Origin of the sequence: Nocardioides sp. NPDC051685 (assembly GCF_044453405.1) — a bacterium.
Taxonomy (GTDB): domain Bacteria; phylum Actinomycetota; class Actinomycetes; order Propionibacteriales; family Nocardioidaceae; genus Nocardioides.
Genome location: NZ_JBITCR010000001.1, coordinates 193,714 through 208,896 on the forward strand (window position 1 = coordinate 193,714; position 15,183 = coordinate 208,896).

Annotated in this window: 19 protein-coding genes; 6 read left to right on the forward strand and 13 right to left on the reverse strand. The window is 69.4% G+C overall.

Going from position 1 to position 15,183, the window contains the following annotated elements; all coding sequences use genetic code 11:
- Window positions 1–3: 3 nt before the first annotated feature.
- The 8 genes from rpsC to rpsJ are packed head-to-tail and all read right to left on the reverse strand — an operon-like array spanning window position 4 to window position 4,555.
- Window positions 4–831, reverse strand: a complete 828-nt coding sequence (rpsC, locus tag ACIA03_RS00940; protein WP_008361007.1) for a 30S ribosomal protein S3 — start codon at window positions 829–831, stop codon at window positions 4–6.
- Window positions 831–1,250 carry a 50S ribosomal protein L22 gene (rplV, locus tag ACIA03_RS00945; protein ID WP_052693842.1) on the reverse strand — a complete coding sequence of 140 codons (420 nt, stop codon included), beginning with the start codon at window positions 1,248–1,250 and terminating at the stop codon, window positions 831–833. Before rplV ends, rpsC begins: the two co-directional genes overlap by 1 nt.
- The gene (gene rpsS, locus ACIA03_RS00950; protein ID WP_008361004.1) at window positions 1,247–1,528 is read right to left on the reverse strand and encodes a 30S ribosomal protein S19; all 282 of its coding nucleotides are present in this window, start codon (window positions 1,526–1,528) and stop codon (window positions 1,247–1,249) included. Before rpsS ends, rplV begins: the two co-directional genes overlap by 4 nt.
- Window positions 1,529–1,531: 3 nt before the next feature.
- Entirely contained in the window at window positions 1,532–2,368 is an 837-nt protein-coding gene (gene rplB, locus ACIA03_RS00955) for a 50S ribosomal protein L2 (RefSeq protein ID WP_091052382.1), read from the reverse strand.
- Window positions 2,369–2,384: 16 nt separating this feature from the next.
- Window positions 2,385–2,681, reverse strand: coding sequence for a 50S ribosomal protein L23 (gene rplW / locus ACIA03_RS00960; protein WP_008360999.1), 297 nt, complete (start codon window positions 2,679–2,681; stop codon window positions 2,385–2,387).
- Window positions 2,678–3,577 (reverse strand): 50S ribosomal protein L4, encoded by a 900-nt coding sequence (gene rplD, locus ACIA03_RS00965; protein ID WP_141795128.1) that lies wholly within the window; start codon window positions 3,575–3,577, stop codon window positions 2,678–2,680. The genes rplW and rplD overlap by 4 nt, the downstream gene beginning before the upstream one ends.
- 2 nt (window positions 3,578–3,579) lie before the next feature.
- The gene (gene rplC, locus ACIA03_RS00970; protein WP_045550119.1) at window positions 3,580–4,236 is read right to left on the reverse strand and encodes a 50S ribosomal protein L3; all 657 of its coding nucleotides are present in this window, start codon (window positions 4,234–4,236) and stop codon (window positions 3,580–3,582) included.
- A gap of 10 nt (window positions 4,237–4,246) precedes the next feature.
- Window positions 4,247–4,555: a 30S ribosomal protein S10 gene (gene rpsJ / locus ACIA03_RS00975; RefSeq protein WP_008360994.1), complete on the reverse strand. Its 309-nt coding sequence runs from the start codon at window positions 4,553–4,555 to the stop codon at window positions 4,247–4,249.
- 534 nt (window positions 4,556–5,089) lie between these two features.
- On the opposite strand from rpsJ, the gene ACIA03_RS00980 reads away from it, so the two are divergent.
- From ACIA03_RS00980 to ACIA03_RS01000, 5 genes are read left to right on the forward strand one after another with little or no spacing between them, the layout of a single operon-like run.
- Window positions 5,090–6,055, forward strand: coding sequence for a hypothetical protein (locus ACIA03_RS00980; RefSeq protein ID WP_396978360.1), 966 nt, complete (start codon window positions 5,090–5,092; stop codon window positions 6,053–6,055).
- Window positions 6,052–6,663 (forward strand): DUF4129 domain-containing protein, encoded by a 612-nt coding sequence (locus ACIA03_RS00985; RefSeq protein ID WP_396978362.1) that lies wholly within the window; start codon window positions 6,052–6,054, stop codon window positions 6,661–6,663. The genes ACIA03_RS00980 and ACIA03_RS00985 overlap by 4 nt, the downstream gene beginning before the upstream one ends.
- Window positions 6,660–7,802, forward strand: coding sequence for a DUF4350 domain-containing protein (locus tag ACIA03_RS00990; RefSeq protein ID WP_396978364.1), 1,143 nt, complete (start codon window positions 6,660–6,662; stop codon window positions 7,800–7,802). The genes ACIA03_RS00985 and ACIA03_RS00990 overlap by 4 nt, the downstream gene beginning before the upstream one ends.
- Window positions 7,799–8,782, forward strand: coding sequence for an AAA family ATPase (locus ACIA03_RS00995; RefSeq protein WP_396978366.1), 984 nt, complete (start codon window positions 7,799–7,801; stop codon window positions 8,780–8,782). Before ACIA03_RS00990 ends, ACIA03_RS00995 begins: the two co-directional genes overlap by 4 nt.
- Complete coding sequence (locus ACIA03_RS01000) at window positions 8,779–10,080, forward strand: DUF58 domain-containing protein (RefSeq protein WP_396978368.1); 1,302 nt, start codon at window positions 8,779–8,781, stop codon at window positions 10,078–10,080. The genes ACIA03_RS00995 and ACIA03_RS01000 overlap by 4 nt, the downstream gene beginning before the upstream one ends.
- Here ACIA03_RS01000 and ACIA03_RS01005 read toward each other — a convergent pair.
- Both ACIA03_RS01005 and ACIA03_RS01010 read right to left on the reverse strand, forming a co-directional pair.
- A complete protein-coding gene (locus ACIA03_RS01005; protein WP_396978370.1) occupies window positions 10,071–10,445 on the reverse strand; it encodes a hypothetical protein in 375 nt (124 codons plus the stop codon). The two genes, ACIA03_RS01000 and ACIA03_RS01005, sit on opposite strands and share 10 nt — an antisense overlap.
- 30 nt (window positions 10,446–10,475) lie before the next feature.
- The gene (locus ACIA03_RS01010; RefSeq protein ID WP_396978372.1) at window positions 10,476–11,471 is read right to left on the reverse strand and encodes a stage II sporulation protein M; all 996 of its coding nucleotides are present in this window, start codon (window positions 11,469–11,471) and stop codon (window positions 10,476–10,478) included.
- A gap of 23 nt (window positions 11,472–11,494) precedes the next feature.
- On the opposite strand from ACIA03_RS01010, the gene ACIA03_RS01015 reads away from it, so the two are divergent.
- Entirely contained in the window at window positions 11,495–12,334 is an 840-nt protein-coding gene (locus ACIA03_RS01015; protein WP_396978374.1) for an RDD family protein, read from the forward strand.
- Here the strand turns inward: ACIA03_RS01015 and ACIA03_RS01020 are convergent.
- The 3 genes from ACIA03_RS01020 to tuf form a co-directional block, all read right to left on the reverse strand.
- The gene (locus tag ACIA03_RS01020) at window positions 12,331–12,948 is read right to left on the reverse strand and encodes a hypothetical protein (protein ID WP_396978376.1); all 618 of its coding nucleotides are present in this window, start codon (window positions 12,946–12,948) and stop codon (window positions 12,331–12,333) included. The genes ACIA03_RS01015 and ACIA03_RS01020 overlap by 4 nt on opposite strands.
- Window positions 12,949–13,005: 57 nt before the next feature.
- Entirely contained in the window at window positions 13,006–13,737 is a 732-nt protein-coding gene (trmB, locus tag ACIA03_RS01025; protein WP_396978378.1) for a tRNA (guanosine(46)-N7)-methyltransferase TrmB, read from the reverse strand.
- A 176-nt stretch (window positions 13,738–13,913) separates the two neighbouring features.
- Window positions 13,914–15,107: an elongation factor Tu gene (tuf, locus tag ACIA03_RS01030; RefSeq protein ID WP_045550897.1), complete on the reverse strand. Its 1,194-nt coding sequence runs from the start codon at window positions 15,105–15,107 to the stop codon at window positions 13,914–13,916.
- Window positions 15,108–15,183: the final 76 nt, after the last annotated feature.

Genomic DNA, 15,183 nt, shown 5'->3' on the forward strand with positions numbered 1-15,183 from the left:
GGGTCAGCCCTCCTGGGACGTGGTCTCGGCGGCGGGAGCCTCAGCGGCAGCCGGCGCCTCAGTCTTCGCCGCGCGGTCAGCGCGGTTCGGGCGGTCACCACGGGAGCCACGCGACGGACGGTCGCCGCGGCCACCGCGACGGTCGTTGCCACCGCGACCCGGGACGCCCGCACGGGCGGCCTGGGCGGCCTGACGCTCGGCGCGCGATCCGGAGACCTCGCCCTTGTAGATCCAGACCTTCACGCCGATGCGGCCGAAGGTCGTGCGGGCCTCGTAGAAGCCGTAGTCGATGTCGGCACGCAGCGTGTGCAGCGGGACGCGACCCTCGCGGTAGAACTCCGTACGCGACATCTCAGCGCCGTTGAGACGACCCGAGCACTGGATCCGGATGCCCTTGGCACCGGAGCGCATGGTGGTCTGCATGGCCTTGCGCATCGCGCGACGGAACTGCACGCGACCGCTGAGCTGCTCGGCGACACCCTGGGCGACCAGCTGAGCGTCGACCTCGGGGTTCTTGACCTCGAGGATGTTCAGCTGGACCTGCTTGCCGGTGAGCTTCTCCAGCTCGGTGCGGAGGCGGTCGGCCTCGGCGCCGCGGCGGCCGATCACGATGCCGGGACGCGCGGTGTGGATGTCCACCCGGACGCGGTCACGGGTGCGCTCGATCTCGACCTTGGCGATGCCGGCCCGCTCCATGCCCTTCGACAGGAGCTTGCGGATCTTGACGTCCTCGCCGACGTACTCCTTGTACTGCTTGTCGGCGTACCAACGCGACTTGTGGTCGGTCGAGATGCCCAGGCGGAAGCCGTTCGGGTTGATCTTCTGACCCATTACTTCTTACCGCCCTTCTCGACGACGTCGGCCGGCTGCACGGCCAGGGTGATGTGCGAGGTCCGCTTGTTGATGCGGGTCGCACGGCCCTGGGCGCGGGGGCGCCAGCGCTTCATGGTCGGACCTTCGTCGACCATGGCGACCGAGACGACCAGGTCGTCGCGGTCCAGACCCTCGGTCGACACCGCGTTGGCGATGGCGGACTCGAGAACCTTGTAAACAGTCTCGGAGGCTGCCTGCGGCGCGAACTGCAGCAGGGACAGAGCCTCGTCGACGGGCAGACCGCGAACCAGGTCGACGACGCGGCGTGCCTTCAGCGGGGTGATCCGCACGAAGCGGGCACTCGCGAAGGCACCCGGCTGGTCGCCGAGCAGGGAGTCGCGGCGGGCGCTGATGCGCTGCCGTTCGGTGGTGGTCATCGACGGCGTCCCTTCCGGTCGTCCTTGATGTGACCCTTGAACGTGCGGGTCGGGGCGAACTCGCCCAGCTTGTGACCGACCATCGAGTCGGACACGAAGACCGGGACGTGCTTGCGACCGTCGTGCACCGCGATGGTGTGACCGATCATCTCGGGCACGATCATCGAGCGGCGCGACCAGGTCTTGATCACGTTGTGGGTGCCCTTCTCGTTCTCGGCGTCGACCTTCTTCTGAAGGTGGTCGTCGATGAAGGGGCCCTTCTTCAGGCTGCGAGGCATTGCTTACTTCCTACCCTTCCCGCTCTTACGGCGGCGGATGATCTGCGAGTCAGAGGCCTTGCGCTTGCGCGTACGGCCCTCGGGCTTACCCCAGGGGCTGACCGGGTGACGGCCACCGGAGGTCTTACCCTCACCACCACCGTGCGGGTGGTCGACCGGATTCATGACCACACCGCGGACGGTCGGGCGAACGCCCTTCCACCGCATACGGCCGGCCTTACCCCAGTTGATGTTGGACTGCTCGGCGTTGCCGACCTGGCCGACGGTGGCGCGGCAGCGCACGTCGACGAAGCGCATCTCACCCGAAGGCATACGCAGCGTGGCCTTGGAGCCCTCACGAGCGACCAGCTGGGCGCTCATGCCGGCGGAGCGGGCGATCTTCGCGCCGCCACCCGGACGCAGCTCAACATTGTGGATGGTGGTACCAACCGGGATGTTGCGCAGCGGCAGGTTGTTGCCGGGCTTGATGTCAGCGGTGGGACCGGACTCCACGACGGTGCCCTGGCTCACGCCGACGGGCGCGAGGATGTAGCGCTTCTCGCCGTCGAAGTAGTGCAGCAGAGCGATGCGGGCGGTGCGGTTCGGGTCGTACTCGATGTGAGCGACCTTGGCCGGCACGCCGTCCTTGTCGTAGCGACGGAAGTCGATGATCCGGTACGCACGCTTGTGACCGCCACCGATGTGACGGGTCGTGATCCGGCCCTGGTTGTTGCGGCCGCCCTTCTTGGGAAGGGGCTTGGTCAGCGACTTCTCCGGCGTGGTCCGAGTGATCTCGGCGAAGTCGGCCACCGACGAGCCACGACGGCCCGGGGTGGTCGGCTTGTACTTACGAATAGCCATGTTCAGTCAGTCCTTCTCACGCGCCGAAGATGTCGATGCGGTCGCCCTCAGCCAGGGAGACGATCGCGCGCTTGGTGTCGGGGCGCTTGCCCAGGCCGTAACGCGTACGGCGGGCCTTGCCCTTGCGGTTGATCGTGTTGACCGAGGTCACCTTGACGTCGAACACCTTCTCGACCGCGATCTTGATCTCGGTCTTGTTCGCGTCGGGGCGAACGATGAAGGTGTACTTGTTCTGGTCGAGGAGGCCGTAGCTCTTCTCGGAGACCACCGGCGCGATCAGGATGTCGCGGGGGTCGTAGTGCAGCGTGCTCACTTGTCAGCCTCCTCAGCCTTCTTCTTGCCGGCCTCGACGAAGCCTGCGGCGATGGCGTCCTCGGCGGACTTGAAGTAGAACTCCGCCTTGGTGGACTCGTACCAACGGCCGCCCGGAGCGTGGAACTTCTTGTCCTTGCCCTTGACGTTGCCCTTGATGTCGAAGCCCTCGGGAGCGGAGCCGTCCTCGAGCGGTGCGACAGCACCCTCGGGCAGGTCGCTCTCCTTGGCGGGCTCGGCGGCGGGCGCCTTGGCCGCTGCCTTCTCGACCTCACCGATGGTGACGGTCTCCTTGGCGGCGACGACCGGCTTGCCCGAGATGAAGACCTCGTAGGCCGGCTTGGAGAAGACAACATCGTCGGAGACGAGGACGTCGTAGGTGTTGAGCTGGTCGGCCCAGAGCAGGTGCACCTCGGGGGCGTTACGCAGGCTCAGGGCGGCGACGGACTCGGAGCGGTCCAGGACGACGAGGTAACGCTTGACGTCCGAGATCGCCTTGAGGGCGGTCAGCGCGGTCTTGGTCGAGGGCGCCTCGAGGGCGAACTCGGCCACGTGGATCTGGCCGGCACGAGCCCGGTCGGAGAGGGCACCGCGGAGCGCGGCGGCCTTCATCTTCTTGGGGGTGCGCTGGCTGTAGTCACGCGGCTGCGGGCCGTGGACGGTGCCACCACCGGCGAACTGCGGCGCGCGGGTCGAACCCTGGCGGGCGCGACCGGTGCCCTTCTGCTTGTAGGGCTTGCGGCCACCGCCGCGGACCTCGCCGCGGGTCTTGGTGGCGTGCGTGCCCTGGCGCGCAGCGGCCTGCTGCGCGACGACGACCTGGTGGATCAGCGGGATGTTGAGCTCAACATCGAAGATCTCAGCCGGGAAGTCGACCTTGACGGTCTTGATAGCCATGATCAGGCCTCCAGCTTCTTAGCAGCCGAGCGCAGGACCACGAGGCCACCCTTGGGGCCAGGGATGGCGCCCTTGACCAGGATGAGGCCCTTCTCGGTGTCGACGGCGTGCACGGTCAGGTTCTGGGTGGTGACGGTGTCGGTACCCATGTGACCGGCCATGCGGACGCCCTTGAACACGCGACCCGGGGTGGCGCAGGCGCCGATCGATCCCGGCTTGCGGTGGTTGCGGTGAGCACCGTGCGAAGCGCTGACGCCGGCAAAGCCGTGGCGCTTCATGGTGCCCGCGAACCCCTTACCCTTCGAGGTGCCCGTCACGTCGATCTCCTCGCCCACGGCGAAGGTGTCGACGGGGAGCTCCTGGCCGGCGGAGTACGACGCGGCGTCGGCGGTGCGGATCTCGGCCAGGTGGCGGCGCGGCGTGACGCCCGCCTTCTCGAACTGGCCGGCGCCCGGCTTGTTCACCTTGCGGCCGTCGATCTCGCCGTAGCCGATCTGCACGGCGTTGTAGCCGTCGGCCTCGGGGGTGCGGACCTGGGTCACGACGTTGGTGTTCGCCGCGATGACGGTCACGGGGACGACGACGTTGTTCTCGTCCCAGAGCTGGGTCATGCCGAGCTTGGTGCCCAGGAGACCCTTCACGTTGCGTTCGATCGTCATGTCGTCAACCTCAGAGCTTGATCTCGATGTCGACACCAGCAGGCAGGTCGAGCCGCATGAGGGAGTCAACAGTCTTCGGGGTCGGGTCGATGATGTCGATGAGGCGCTTGTGGGTGCGCATCTCGAAGTGCTCGCGCGAGTCCTTGTACTTGTGGGGCGAGCGGATGACGCAGTACACGTTCTTCTCGGTCGGCAGCGGCACCGGGCCGGCGACCTTGGCACCCGTACGGGTGACCGTGTCCACGATCTTTCGCGCCGAGGTGTCGATCACCTCGTGGTCATAGGCCTTGAGCCTGATGCGGATCTTCTGTCCCGCCATCTGTCTCTCTCGTCCTTCTTGGTCAGCGTGCCGCGTGCTACAGGCTTCCTCCGGCTGAGTCGGCCCGGTTGCTCACCTCTGGCTCCGACCCCCGCGGTCGGGCGTGTCGCTTATTTTTCACAAGCAGACGCCGGACTTCTCGACGGGACTTTCACCATCAGCTTCACTGGAACCACGCCTTCGGGATGGGCACACGACGACCACAGACCACATCCGGACAGGCTGATCAGCCTGCTCAGGTGACGCGATTCAGTAGTCAAGGTGTGCACACCCCAGCGCACATTCACTGGAGCAACCAGAGAATCTTGTCACGCGTACGCAGGTGGCTCCAAATCAACGATGTCGTCTGGTTCGCTCTGAGAGGATGCCCCCAACCGAGCGAGTTCGCCGGCCTTCGCGACGAGGAGCATCAGGATGTCAGGAGTGTGGCCGCCCCCACCGGGTGAGCAACCTCAACAGGGTGCAGCTGCACCGTACAGCCCTCCTCCGGCGGCCTACCCGGCCCAACCGGCCCAACCTGCGTGGACACAGCCGTTGCCTCCGGCCCACAAGCCCGGGGCGATCCCGCTGCGGCCGCTGGGCCTCGGCGACATGCTCGACGGCGCCTTCCGGCTCGTACGCTTCAACCCCGGCGCCACGGTCGGCGCCTCGGTGCTGGTGGCGGCAATCGCGATGGCCATCCCGCTGGGCGTGACCACGGCGATGACCGTCAGCGGCGACAGCCTCGAGTGGTTCGGCGCGACCATCGAGGACCCCGACTACGCGCCGGGCAGCTCCGAGATCATCGGCATGCTGGTGGCCTTCGGCTCCTTCGTCCTCGGCTCGGTCCTGCAGGCGATCGGCGCGATCCTGGTGGCGGGGATGATCTCCCACGTCGCCCACGCCGCGGCGATCGGCCGCAAGCTCACCCTGGGTCAGGCGTGGGCGGCGACGCACGGCAACCGCTGGCGACTGATCGGGCTCGCCCTGCTGACCACGTTCGTCTATCTGCTGGTCGTGGCGGTCGCGGTGACGCCGGTGGTGGTGCTCGCCATCGTGGTCGACAGTCCGATCCCGGCCATCCTGGTCGGCATCCTGATGTTCCTGCTGCTGATCGTGGCCTCGGTGTTTCTGGCGGTGCGGCTCTACCTGCTCGCGGTGCCGGCACTGATGCTGGAGCACACCGGCGTCTTCGGCGCCTTCGGGCGGGCCTGGCGGCTGTCGGCGAGGCAGTTCTGGCGGCTCTTCGGGATCTGGCTGCTGGCCAGCATCATCGCGGGCTTCGCCTCCCAGATCATCTCTGTCCCGATCAGCCTGGTCGCCAGCTTCGTGGGCATCGCGCAGCCCGACCTCTACTTCTTCGCGACCATCGTCGGCAGCGCCCTCTCGACGGTGGTCTCCGCCGCGATCGTGGCGCCGTTCAGCGGCGCAGTGACCAACCTGCAGTATCTCGATCAGCGCATCCGCAAGGAGTCCTACGAGGTCGAGCTGATGGAGCAGGCCGGGCTGCTGAGCCGATGATCCTCCTCCATGAGACTCCTCCTCTGGCGCCGACGCCCGAGGAGGGTCGCTCCTGGCTCCGGCGCGAGCTGGCCGACCCGGAGTATCACGACCTCGATCTCATCGAGCGGATCCTGCGCTGGATCGAGCGCACCCTCTCCGACGGTCTCCCGTCGGCCGGCGACGTGCCCTGGGCCCAGACGGTCGCCGCGATGGTCGTCTTCGCGCTGATCCTGGTCGGGCTCGGCCTGCTGGTCTCGCGGGCCCGGCGCAGTCCCCGGGTCGCCCGCGACCGCAACGGGGACGTCCTCACCGACGAGTCGCTCTCGGCGGCCGCGCTCCGGGCGCGGGCCGAGGCTGCGTACGCCTCGGGGGATCACGGCGCCGCGGTGATCGACGGGTTCCGAGCGCTGGCCAGGCGGCAGGTCGAGCGCGGCCGGCTCGCCGAGGACCCGGGGCTCACCGCCGCCGAGGTGGCGGCGAGCCTGGAGCGGGAGCTGTCGCTCGACGGGCGGGCAGGTCAGGCCGCGGAGCTGTTCAACGAGGTGCTCTACGGCGACCACCCGGCCACCCGTGAGCAGGCCGAGGGCGTGCTCGCGCTCGAGCAGGAGCTGGCGGTGGCGCGATGACGGTGGAGACCCAGGTCGCGGCAGGCCCGGCCGCAGAGAGGCCGGGCTGGTTCCGGCGCCACCGGCCGTTGCTGGCCGTCGCGCTGGCCTTCGTGATCGCGGTCGTGCTGGCGTACGTCGCGACGCCGAAGGGCGGGGAGGCCTATGCCCCCTACGACCCCGAGAGTCCCGATCCCGACGGCAGCCGGGCGCTGGTCCGGGTGCTCGAGGACCACGGGGTCGAGGTCGACATCGTCCGGTCATCCGACGCACTCGACGACACCGACATCGGCGCGGACACGACCGTCTTCGTGACCGGCACCGACGCGCTCGGCGGGGACACCGCCTCCCGGCTGCGCGAGCGCACCGACGACGCGGCCGACCTGATCCTGGCCGAGCCCGCGCCCTACGTCTCGGCGATGCTCGGGATCCCCTACGCGATCACCCAGACGTCCGAGACGGTCGAGGCGGAGTGCGACGACCCACGCTGGGACGGGCTCAGCATCCATGCCGATGCGGTCACTGCGTACGACGCCGGTTCCTGCTTCCCGCACGAGGGTGGTGCCGTGCTCGCGCCGGCGGAGGGGCTCACCGTCTGGGGTGCGCCGCAGGTGCTGACCAACGACCAGATCCTGCGGGCGGACAACGCGGCGGTGGCGCTGCGGCTGCTGGGCGAGAGCGACCACCTGGTCTGGTATGTCCCCTCCTTCGAGGACCTCGCCCCCGACGAGGCCCACTCCCCCGCGTCGTTGCTGCCGCGCTGGATCAAGCCGGCGCTGTGGCTCCTGCTGCTCGCCGTCGTCGCCTTCGCCGTCACCCGCGGGCGGCGGCTGGGTCCGCTCGCGGTCGAGCCGCTGCCGGTCCATGTCCGCGCCGGGGAGACGACGCGCAGCCTGGGCCGGCTCTACCGCCGCTCCGGAGACCGCACGCATGCAGCGACCACGCTGCGGCACGCCGCCCGCACCCGCCTCGCCCGGCGGCTGCGACTGGGGCGCGACGCCACCCCCGAGGCCGTCGTACGCGCCGTCGTCCAGCGCACCGGCAGACCCGACCTCGAGGTCTCCACGCTGCTCACCGATGCCCCGATCGAGAACGACCATGACCTGATCACGCTGGCCAACGCGCTGGCGGCCCTTGAGGAAGAGGTACGACACCCATGACCCAATCCGAGACCATCCCCTCCGTGTCGCCCGACGGCGCACGGGAGCGGCTCACCGCGGTCCGGGCCGAGGTCGCCAAGGCGGTCGTCGGGCAGGACGCCGCGGTCTCCGGGCTGCTGGTCGCGCTGGTGTGCGGCGGCCACGTACTCATGGAGGGCGTGCCCGGCACCGCCAAGACCCTGCTGGTGCGGTCGCTGTCCGCCGCTCTGTCGGTCGAGACCCGCCGGGTGCAGTTCACCCCCGACCTGATGCCCGGGGACATCACCGGGTCGATGGTGGTCGAGTCGTCCCACGGTTCGCTGACCTTCCGGGAGGGACCGGTCTTCACCAACCTGCTCCTCGCCGACGAGATCAACCGCACCCCGCCGAAGACCCAGTCCGCGCTGCTCGAGGCGATGGAGGAGGGCCGGGTCTCCGTCGACGGCGTCACCCGCGACCTGCCGCGCCCGTTCCTGGTGGCGGCGACCCAGAACCCGATCGAGTACGAGGGTGTCTACCCGCTCCCCGAGGCGCAGCTGGACCGGTTCCTGCTGAAGGTCGTCCTGCCGGTGCCCTCGCGCTCGGACGAGGTGCAGATCCTCACCCGGCACGCCTCCGGCTTCGACCCGCGCGACGTCGCCGGCGCCGGGGTCAGCGCGGTGGCGTCCGGCGCCGACATCGAGGCCGCTCGGCAGCACGTCGGCTCCGTCCAGGTGTCTCCCGAGGTCACCGGCTACATCGTCGACATCGCCCGGGCGACCCGCGAGTCCCCGTCGCTCTCGGCCGGTGTGTCCCCGCGTGGCGCCACCGCGCTGCTCCGCTCCGCGCGCGCCTGGGCGTGGCTCGCCGGCCGCGACTTCGTGACCCCCGACGACGTGAAGGCCCTCGCCCACGCCACCCTCGCCCACCGCCTGGCCCTGCGCCCCGAGGCCGAGCTCGAGGGCGTCCAGGTCTCCCAGGTCCTCTCCTCCGCCATCGGCGCCGTCCCCGTTCCCCGATGACCATCACCTGGCGAGTCCCGCTGCTGATGCTCGCCGGCATCATCCCGGTCGTCCTACGCCCGACGGCGAGCACGGCCGCGATCTGGATCCTGCTGGTGGTGGCGCTGGCGCTCCTCGACGTCCTCCTGGCGCCCAGGCCGGCGACCCTCGAGATCACCCGGGTGCCGCTCGGTGGGATCAGGCTGGGCGAGTCGACGACGTCGGAGCTGATGGTCCGCTCCCCCGCCCGCCGCTTCCGGGCGCTGGTGCGGGATGCCTGGCAGCCCACCGCCGACGCCACCGGCAACCGACACCGGATCCGGCTCGATCGCGGGGACAGCACCAGGTTGCGTACGCCGCTACGGCCGCGCCGCCGCGGAGACCTGCGGGCGCTCGGCGTCACCGTGCGGGCCTTCGGCCCTCTCGGTCTCGGCGCCCGGCAGCGCACGGTCCCGGTGGCAGGATCCGTACGGGTGCTGCCGGCGTTCGAGTCGCGCAAGCACCTCCCCTCGCGGCTGCAGCGGCTGCGCGAGCTCGACGGCCGGGCCGCGGTCCGGGTGCGCGGTCAGGGGACCGAGTTCGACTCGCTGCGCGAGTACGTCCGCGGCGACGACGTACGCTCCATCGACTGGCGCACCACCGCCCGCTCCCGCACCGTCGTGGTCCGCACCTGGCAGCCCGAACGGGACCGCCGGGTGGTGCTCGTGCTCGACACCTCCCGCACCTCGGCAGGCCGGGTCGAGGGCGCGGGCGGCGGGGTGCCGCGGCTCGACTCGGCCATGGACGCCGGGCTCCTGCTCGCCGCCATCGCGTCCCGGGCCGGCGACCGGATCGACTTCATCGCCGGCGACCTCCGGGTACGCTCCCGGGTCCGCCTCGCCGGCCAGCGTGACGTCACCCAGCGGCTGCAGGAGGCGATGGCCGACCTCGAGCCGGTCATCGCCGAGGCCGACTGGTCCAACCTCGCCGGGGCCGTCGCGGGGCTCGGCCGCCACCGCGCGCTCGTCGTCCTCTTGACGCCTCTCGACCCGCACGCGATCGAGGAGTCGCTCCTCCCTGTCCTCCCGGTCCTGACCCAGCACCACCGCGTCGTCCTGGCCTCCGTCCGCGACCCCGAGCTCGAGGCCACCGCCGCCTCCCGCGACACCCTCGAGGACGTGTACGCCGCGGCCGCCGCCGAGCAGACCCTCCGCCGCCGCGACCACACCGCCGCCATGCTCCGCACCCTCGGCGTCGACATCGTCGACGCCGACGCCGAGTCCCTCCCGCCCGCTCTCGCCGACCACTACCTGCAGCTCAAGGCCACCGGTCAGCTCTGAGTCCTGGCAGCTCGGAAGGCGTCGACCGCTGGTTGCCACAACGGGCCGATGTCCCGCGGCCAGAGCTGGTCGTCCCACATCTCGTCCAGGAGTGCGCCATCGACGTACTCGACGAGGTCCTCGGGATGCCCTTCGAGCATGACCGTCGAGTAGACGAGGTAGCGAGAGCGGCGATCAGCGAGATCAAAACTCTCTCCACCCGGAGACCAGAACACGTGGTGCGGCAAGATCACGACAGCGGTTGCGCGCGCGGGCTCAACTCGCCATAGGCGCTCCGGCACGGCCATGGGTCTGTTGATGCTACTGGTCCTTGTCCTGAAGGTGACCGGACCATCCCACGCCTCGACGACCACCGGATCGTCCATGCCCCGAGCTCTCATAGATCGAGCGTACGACTACGCCTGGGTGGCGACCCGGTCCTCGAGCAGGCGCTCGTCGATGTCTCCGGTCTCGCCGCGGGAGGCGGCGGCGCGGCCGACGATGAAGACGTACGCGAAGAAGGCGAGCTCCGCGATGACGCCGATGCCGACGCGAGCCCAGGTGGGCAGGGGGGAGGGGGTGACGAAGGCTTCGATGATGCCGGAGATCAGCAGCACGACGATGAGGCCGAGGGCGATGCCGCCGGCGGTGCGGCCCTCCCGGGCCATCGACTGACCACGCGTCAACGATCCGGGGTCGATCCAGGACCAGAAGATCCGCAGCCCGACGGCGCCGGCGACGAAGACAGCGGTCAGCTCCAGCAGCCCGTGGGGAAGGATCAGGCCCCAGAAGAGGCCGCCGCGGTCGTGGCGGTGCATCAGGGTGCCGAGGATCGCCAGGTTCGAGATGTTCTGGAACATCGAGTAGATCACCGGCAGCCCGAGCACCCCCAGAGCGATGCAGATGAACGAGACCCAGACGTTGTTGACCCAGACCTGGGTGGCGAACGACGAGGCCGCATGCTCGCTGTAGTAGCCCTCGATGTCGTGCTCGACCAGCTGCTTGACCTGCTCCGGGCCGAGCAGCGACTGCTCGACCTCGGGGTGGAGCAGCAACCACCAGATCATCACCGCGGTGACGAGCACGTTGGCCGCCATCATCCCCAGCCACCACCAGCGCAGCCGGTAGAGCGCGGCCGGGAAGCGGTGGGTGAAGAACCGCAGGAAGCCGGACCAGGTGCTCGTCCGGGTGCCGGTGGTGCGGTTGCGGGCGGCGGCGAGCAGCACCGAGAGATGCTGGACGACCGTCGGGTCGGGGGCGTTGCTGCGTACGACCGAGAGCTGGGTGCTCACCCGCTGGTAGAGCTCGACCAGCTCGTCGGCCTGGGCACCGCTCAGCCGGCGCTCGGCCAACAGCTGCTCGAGCCTGGTCCGGTCGGCGGCGGTAGCGGCCAGATACGCGTCGAGATCCACGCCCGCAGCGTACGCTGACCGCCATGACCTCCGCGCCGCAAATGCCCGAGCGACGCCCCCTCGAACGTGCCCTGCTCACCGACGACGATCTGGTCACCGGAGACGCGGTCGCTCTCGACCTGCCGGCCGCCGGGCTGGGGATGCGGCTGCTGTCGGGCCTCATCGACATGATCACGGTGACGGCGCTGCTCATCGTGACGCTGATCGTCTTCATGACCGCCGCCCCCGCGACCGACGAGGCGCTCGCGTGGGCCGCCTACATCGCGGCCACCGCCTCGGTCATGCTGATCTTCCCGACGGTCATCGAGACGCTCACCCGCGGCCGTTCGCTCGGCAAGCTCGCGCTCGGGCTGCGCACGGTGCGTGACGACGGCGGGGCGATCAGCTTCCACCACGCGTTCGTACGCGCCCTGGTCGGTGTCATCGAGATCTACGGCACCAGCGGCGCCGCTGCCTTCCTCACCGCGATGATCCACCCGCGCGGCAAGCGGCTCGGCGACATCGCAGCCGGGACGTACGTCATCCGGGTGCGGGTGCCGCTGCGGCCGCCGGCGCCGATCCAGATGCCCCCGGGGCTCGCCGCCTGGGCCTCCCGCGCCGACGTCGCGACCATCCCGGTCGGCCTGTCGCTGGCGGTGCGGCGGTTCCTCTCGGGCGAGGTCGGCACCTACACCGACCCCGTCCGCCGCCATGCACTCGCCGAGCGCCTGGCGACCCACATGCAGACGTACGTCGCCCCCGGCCCTCCCCCGGGCACACCGCCCGAGGCCTACCTGGCCGCGGTCCTCGCCACCCGCCGTGATCGGGACGCGGCCCGGCTGGCCCGCGACGGGGAGCTCCGGGCGCGGCTCACCGCGCGCTAGGAGCTCTTGAGCCGCTTGGCGCTGAGGCCGACCGACCTCAGCTCCAGCGCGGCCAGCTTCGCCACCACCTCGGCATCACCGTCGCGCCAGGCCTTGACCGGGTCGTCGCTGATTTTCACGAGCTTGTGCAGCGGCTGGGTGGACATCGCCCGCAGGGCCACGAGATCGGCGCCGGTGCCCGCCTCCAGGAACCGCTGGGTCGAGGTCGCTGCGCGGATGAACCGCCACCGCAGCGGCACGTAGACCATCAGCCACATCAGCACCGGGACGACCACGACCCCGACGGCCAGCCAGATCGCGATCGTCGAGACGGCGTCGACCTGAGCCTCACCGGCGGCGCGGAGCTGGTCGGCAGCCTTCGCGGCGCCCTCGAACGGGGCCGCGATGCCGTCCTTGACCAGCGGCAGGTCATCGACCTTGCCGGCGGCCTCCAGCAGCTTCGCGGAGAGCGAGGTGCCGGCGTCGTCCATCTTCTCGCCGGGCACGGCGAGCGCGGAGACCATCCGGTGGACCAGCCGGCCGAGGAAGATCCACCCGGCGACCCAGGCCACCGTCAGCAGGTCGACGAACAGCTGGGCAACCCGGCGCGAGGGCGTGTCGGCGTACAACTTCATGTCGCCGATCCTGACGGTTCCGGGCCTACAGATCGGTCACGACACGGGTAGTTCGGGTCAACGCCTCCGGTAGAGAAGGTCGGTGATGACCCGCTCCTTGGCCAGACCCTTGCGCTCGAACTTGGTCACCGGGCGCTCCTCCCAGCGGTCGACCACCCCGCCGCTCAGCAGCGGCTCGGCGTCGAGGACCTCGATCATCTGCTCGGCGTACTCGACCCAGTCGGTCGCCAGCCGCCAGATCCCACCGGGCGCGAGCCGCTCCGCGATCATCCGCGCGTTGGTGGGCGTCACCAGGCGCCGCTTGTGGTGGCGGGTCTTGTGCCACGGGTCGGGGAAGAACGTCCAGATCTCGCTGACCGAACCCGGCTCGACCAGATTCTCGAGCGTCCAGAGTGCGTCGACGCTGCAGAAACGTACGTTCGTCGCACCCGCGGCGCCCACCCGGGCGAGGCTCTCGGCGACACCGGGCCGCCAGACCTCCAGCGCCAGGATGTTGGCGTCGGGACGGTTGGCCGCCAGCACCGCCGTCGCCTCTCCCACGCCGCCGCCGATGTCGACGATCAACGGGGCCTTGCGACCGAACCAGGTCTCCAGGGAGAAGCCGGGCTCGTCGACCGCGTCGTCCGGGATCACCCATTCCGCGGCGTACGCGTCCCAGGCCTTCTGCTGCTTGGCGTCCAGGCGGCTGCCGCGGCGGGTGTAGGTGAGGACCTCTCTTACCGTGCGGCCGTCTTCCAGGAGCTTTTGGTGGGGTCTCGGGGTGCGAACTGGGTGGTTTGGCTCTGTCATCTCTTCTTGCCTTGGTCTCGTGGCGCGCTGACGCGGCGCAATCCGGTCCTCGCTTCGCTCCGGTCCGTTTGCGCCGAGTCAGCGCTTACTAAGCAGCAAGGAGCATCTGGTCCAACGCGAAAGGCCCCCTTCGCCTTGCGGCTCCGGGGACCTTCCACGTTGGATCAGACGATCACTTACTTGATGATCTTCGTAACCCGACCCGCGCCGACGGTGCGACCGCCCTCACGGATAGCGAACTTCAGACCCTCGTCCATCGCGATGGGCTGGATGAGCTCGACCGACATCTCGGTGTTGTCACCCGGCATGACCATCTCGGTGCCCTCGGGGAGGGTCACAACGCCGGTCACGTCCGTGGTCCGGAAGTAGAACTGCGGACGGTAGTTGTTGAAGAACGGGGTGTGACGGCCACCCTCCTCCTTCGAGAGGATGTAGACAGAGCCCTCGAAGTTGGTGTGCGGGGTGGTGGTGCCCGGCTTGATGACAACCATGCCGCGCTCGACGTCCTCGCGCTTGGTGCCACGGAGCAGCAGACCGACGTTCTCACCGGCCTGGCCCTCGTCGAGCAGCTTGCGGAACATCTCGACACCGGTGACGGTGGTCTTCTGAGAGGTCTCGCGGATGCCGACGATCTCGACCTCCTCGCCGACCTTGACGACGCCGCGCTCGATACGACCGGTGATGACGGTGCCACGACCGGTGATCGTGAAGACGTCCTCAACGGGCATCAGGAACGGCTTGTCGGTCTCGCGAGCCGGGGTCGGGATGTAGTCGTCGACGGCCTGCATGAGCTCGGCGACCGAGTCCATCCACTTCTGCTCGCCCTGCAGGGCGGGGAAGGCGGCAACGCGCACGACCGGGATGTCGTCACCCGGGAACTCGTACTCGCTGAGGAGCTCGCGCACCTCCATCTCGACGAGCTCGATGAGCTCCTCGTCGTCGACCATGTCGCACTTGTTGAGCGCGACGACGATCGACGGCACGCCGACCTGGCGGGCCAGGAGCACGTGCTCCTTGGTCTGCGGCATCGGGCCGTCGGTGGCGGCGACCACGAGGATCGCGCCGTCCATCTGCGCGGCACCGGTGATCATGTTCTTGATGTAGTCCGCGTGACCCGGGCAGTCGACGTGAGCGTAGTGACGCGACTCGGTCTGGTACTCGATGTGCGCGATCGAGATCGTGATCCCGCGCTGGCGCTCCTCGGGAGCCTTGTCGATGTCCTCGAACGCGAACTCCGGGTTCAGGTCCGGGTACTTCGCGTGCAGCACCTTCGAGATCGCCGCGGTAAGGGTGGTCTTACCGTGGTCGATGTGACCGATGGTACCGATGTTGACGTGCGGCTTCGTCCGCTCGAACTTCGCCTTAGCCACTGTGGGCTCCTCCTGGTGTGATTTTCTTACTGACTCGTACTGAGTGGTGTTACTGCCGAAGTCCCTGTGCGGGCGA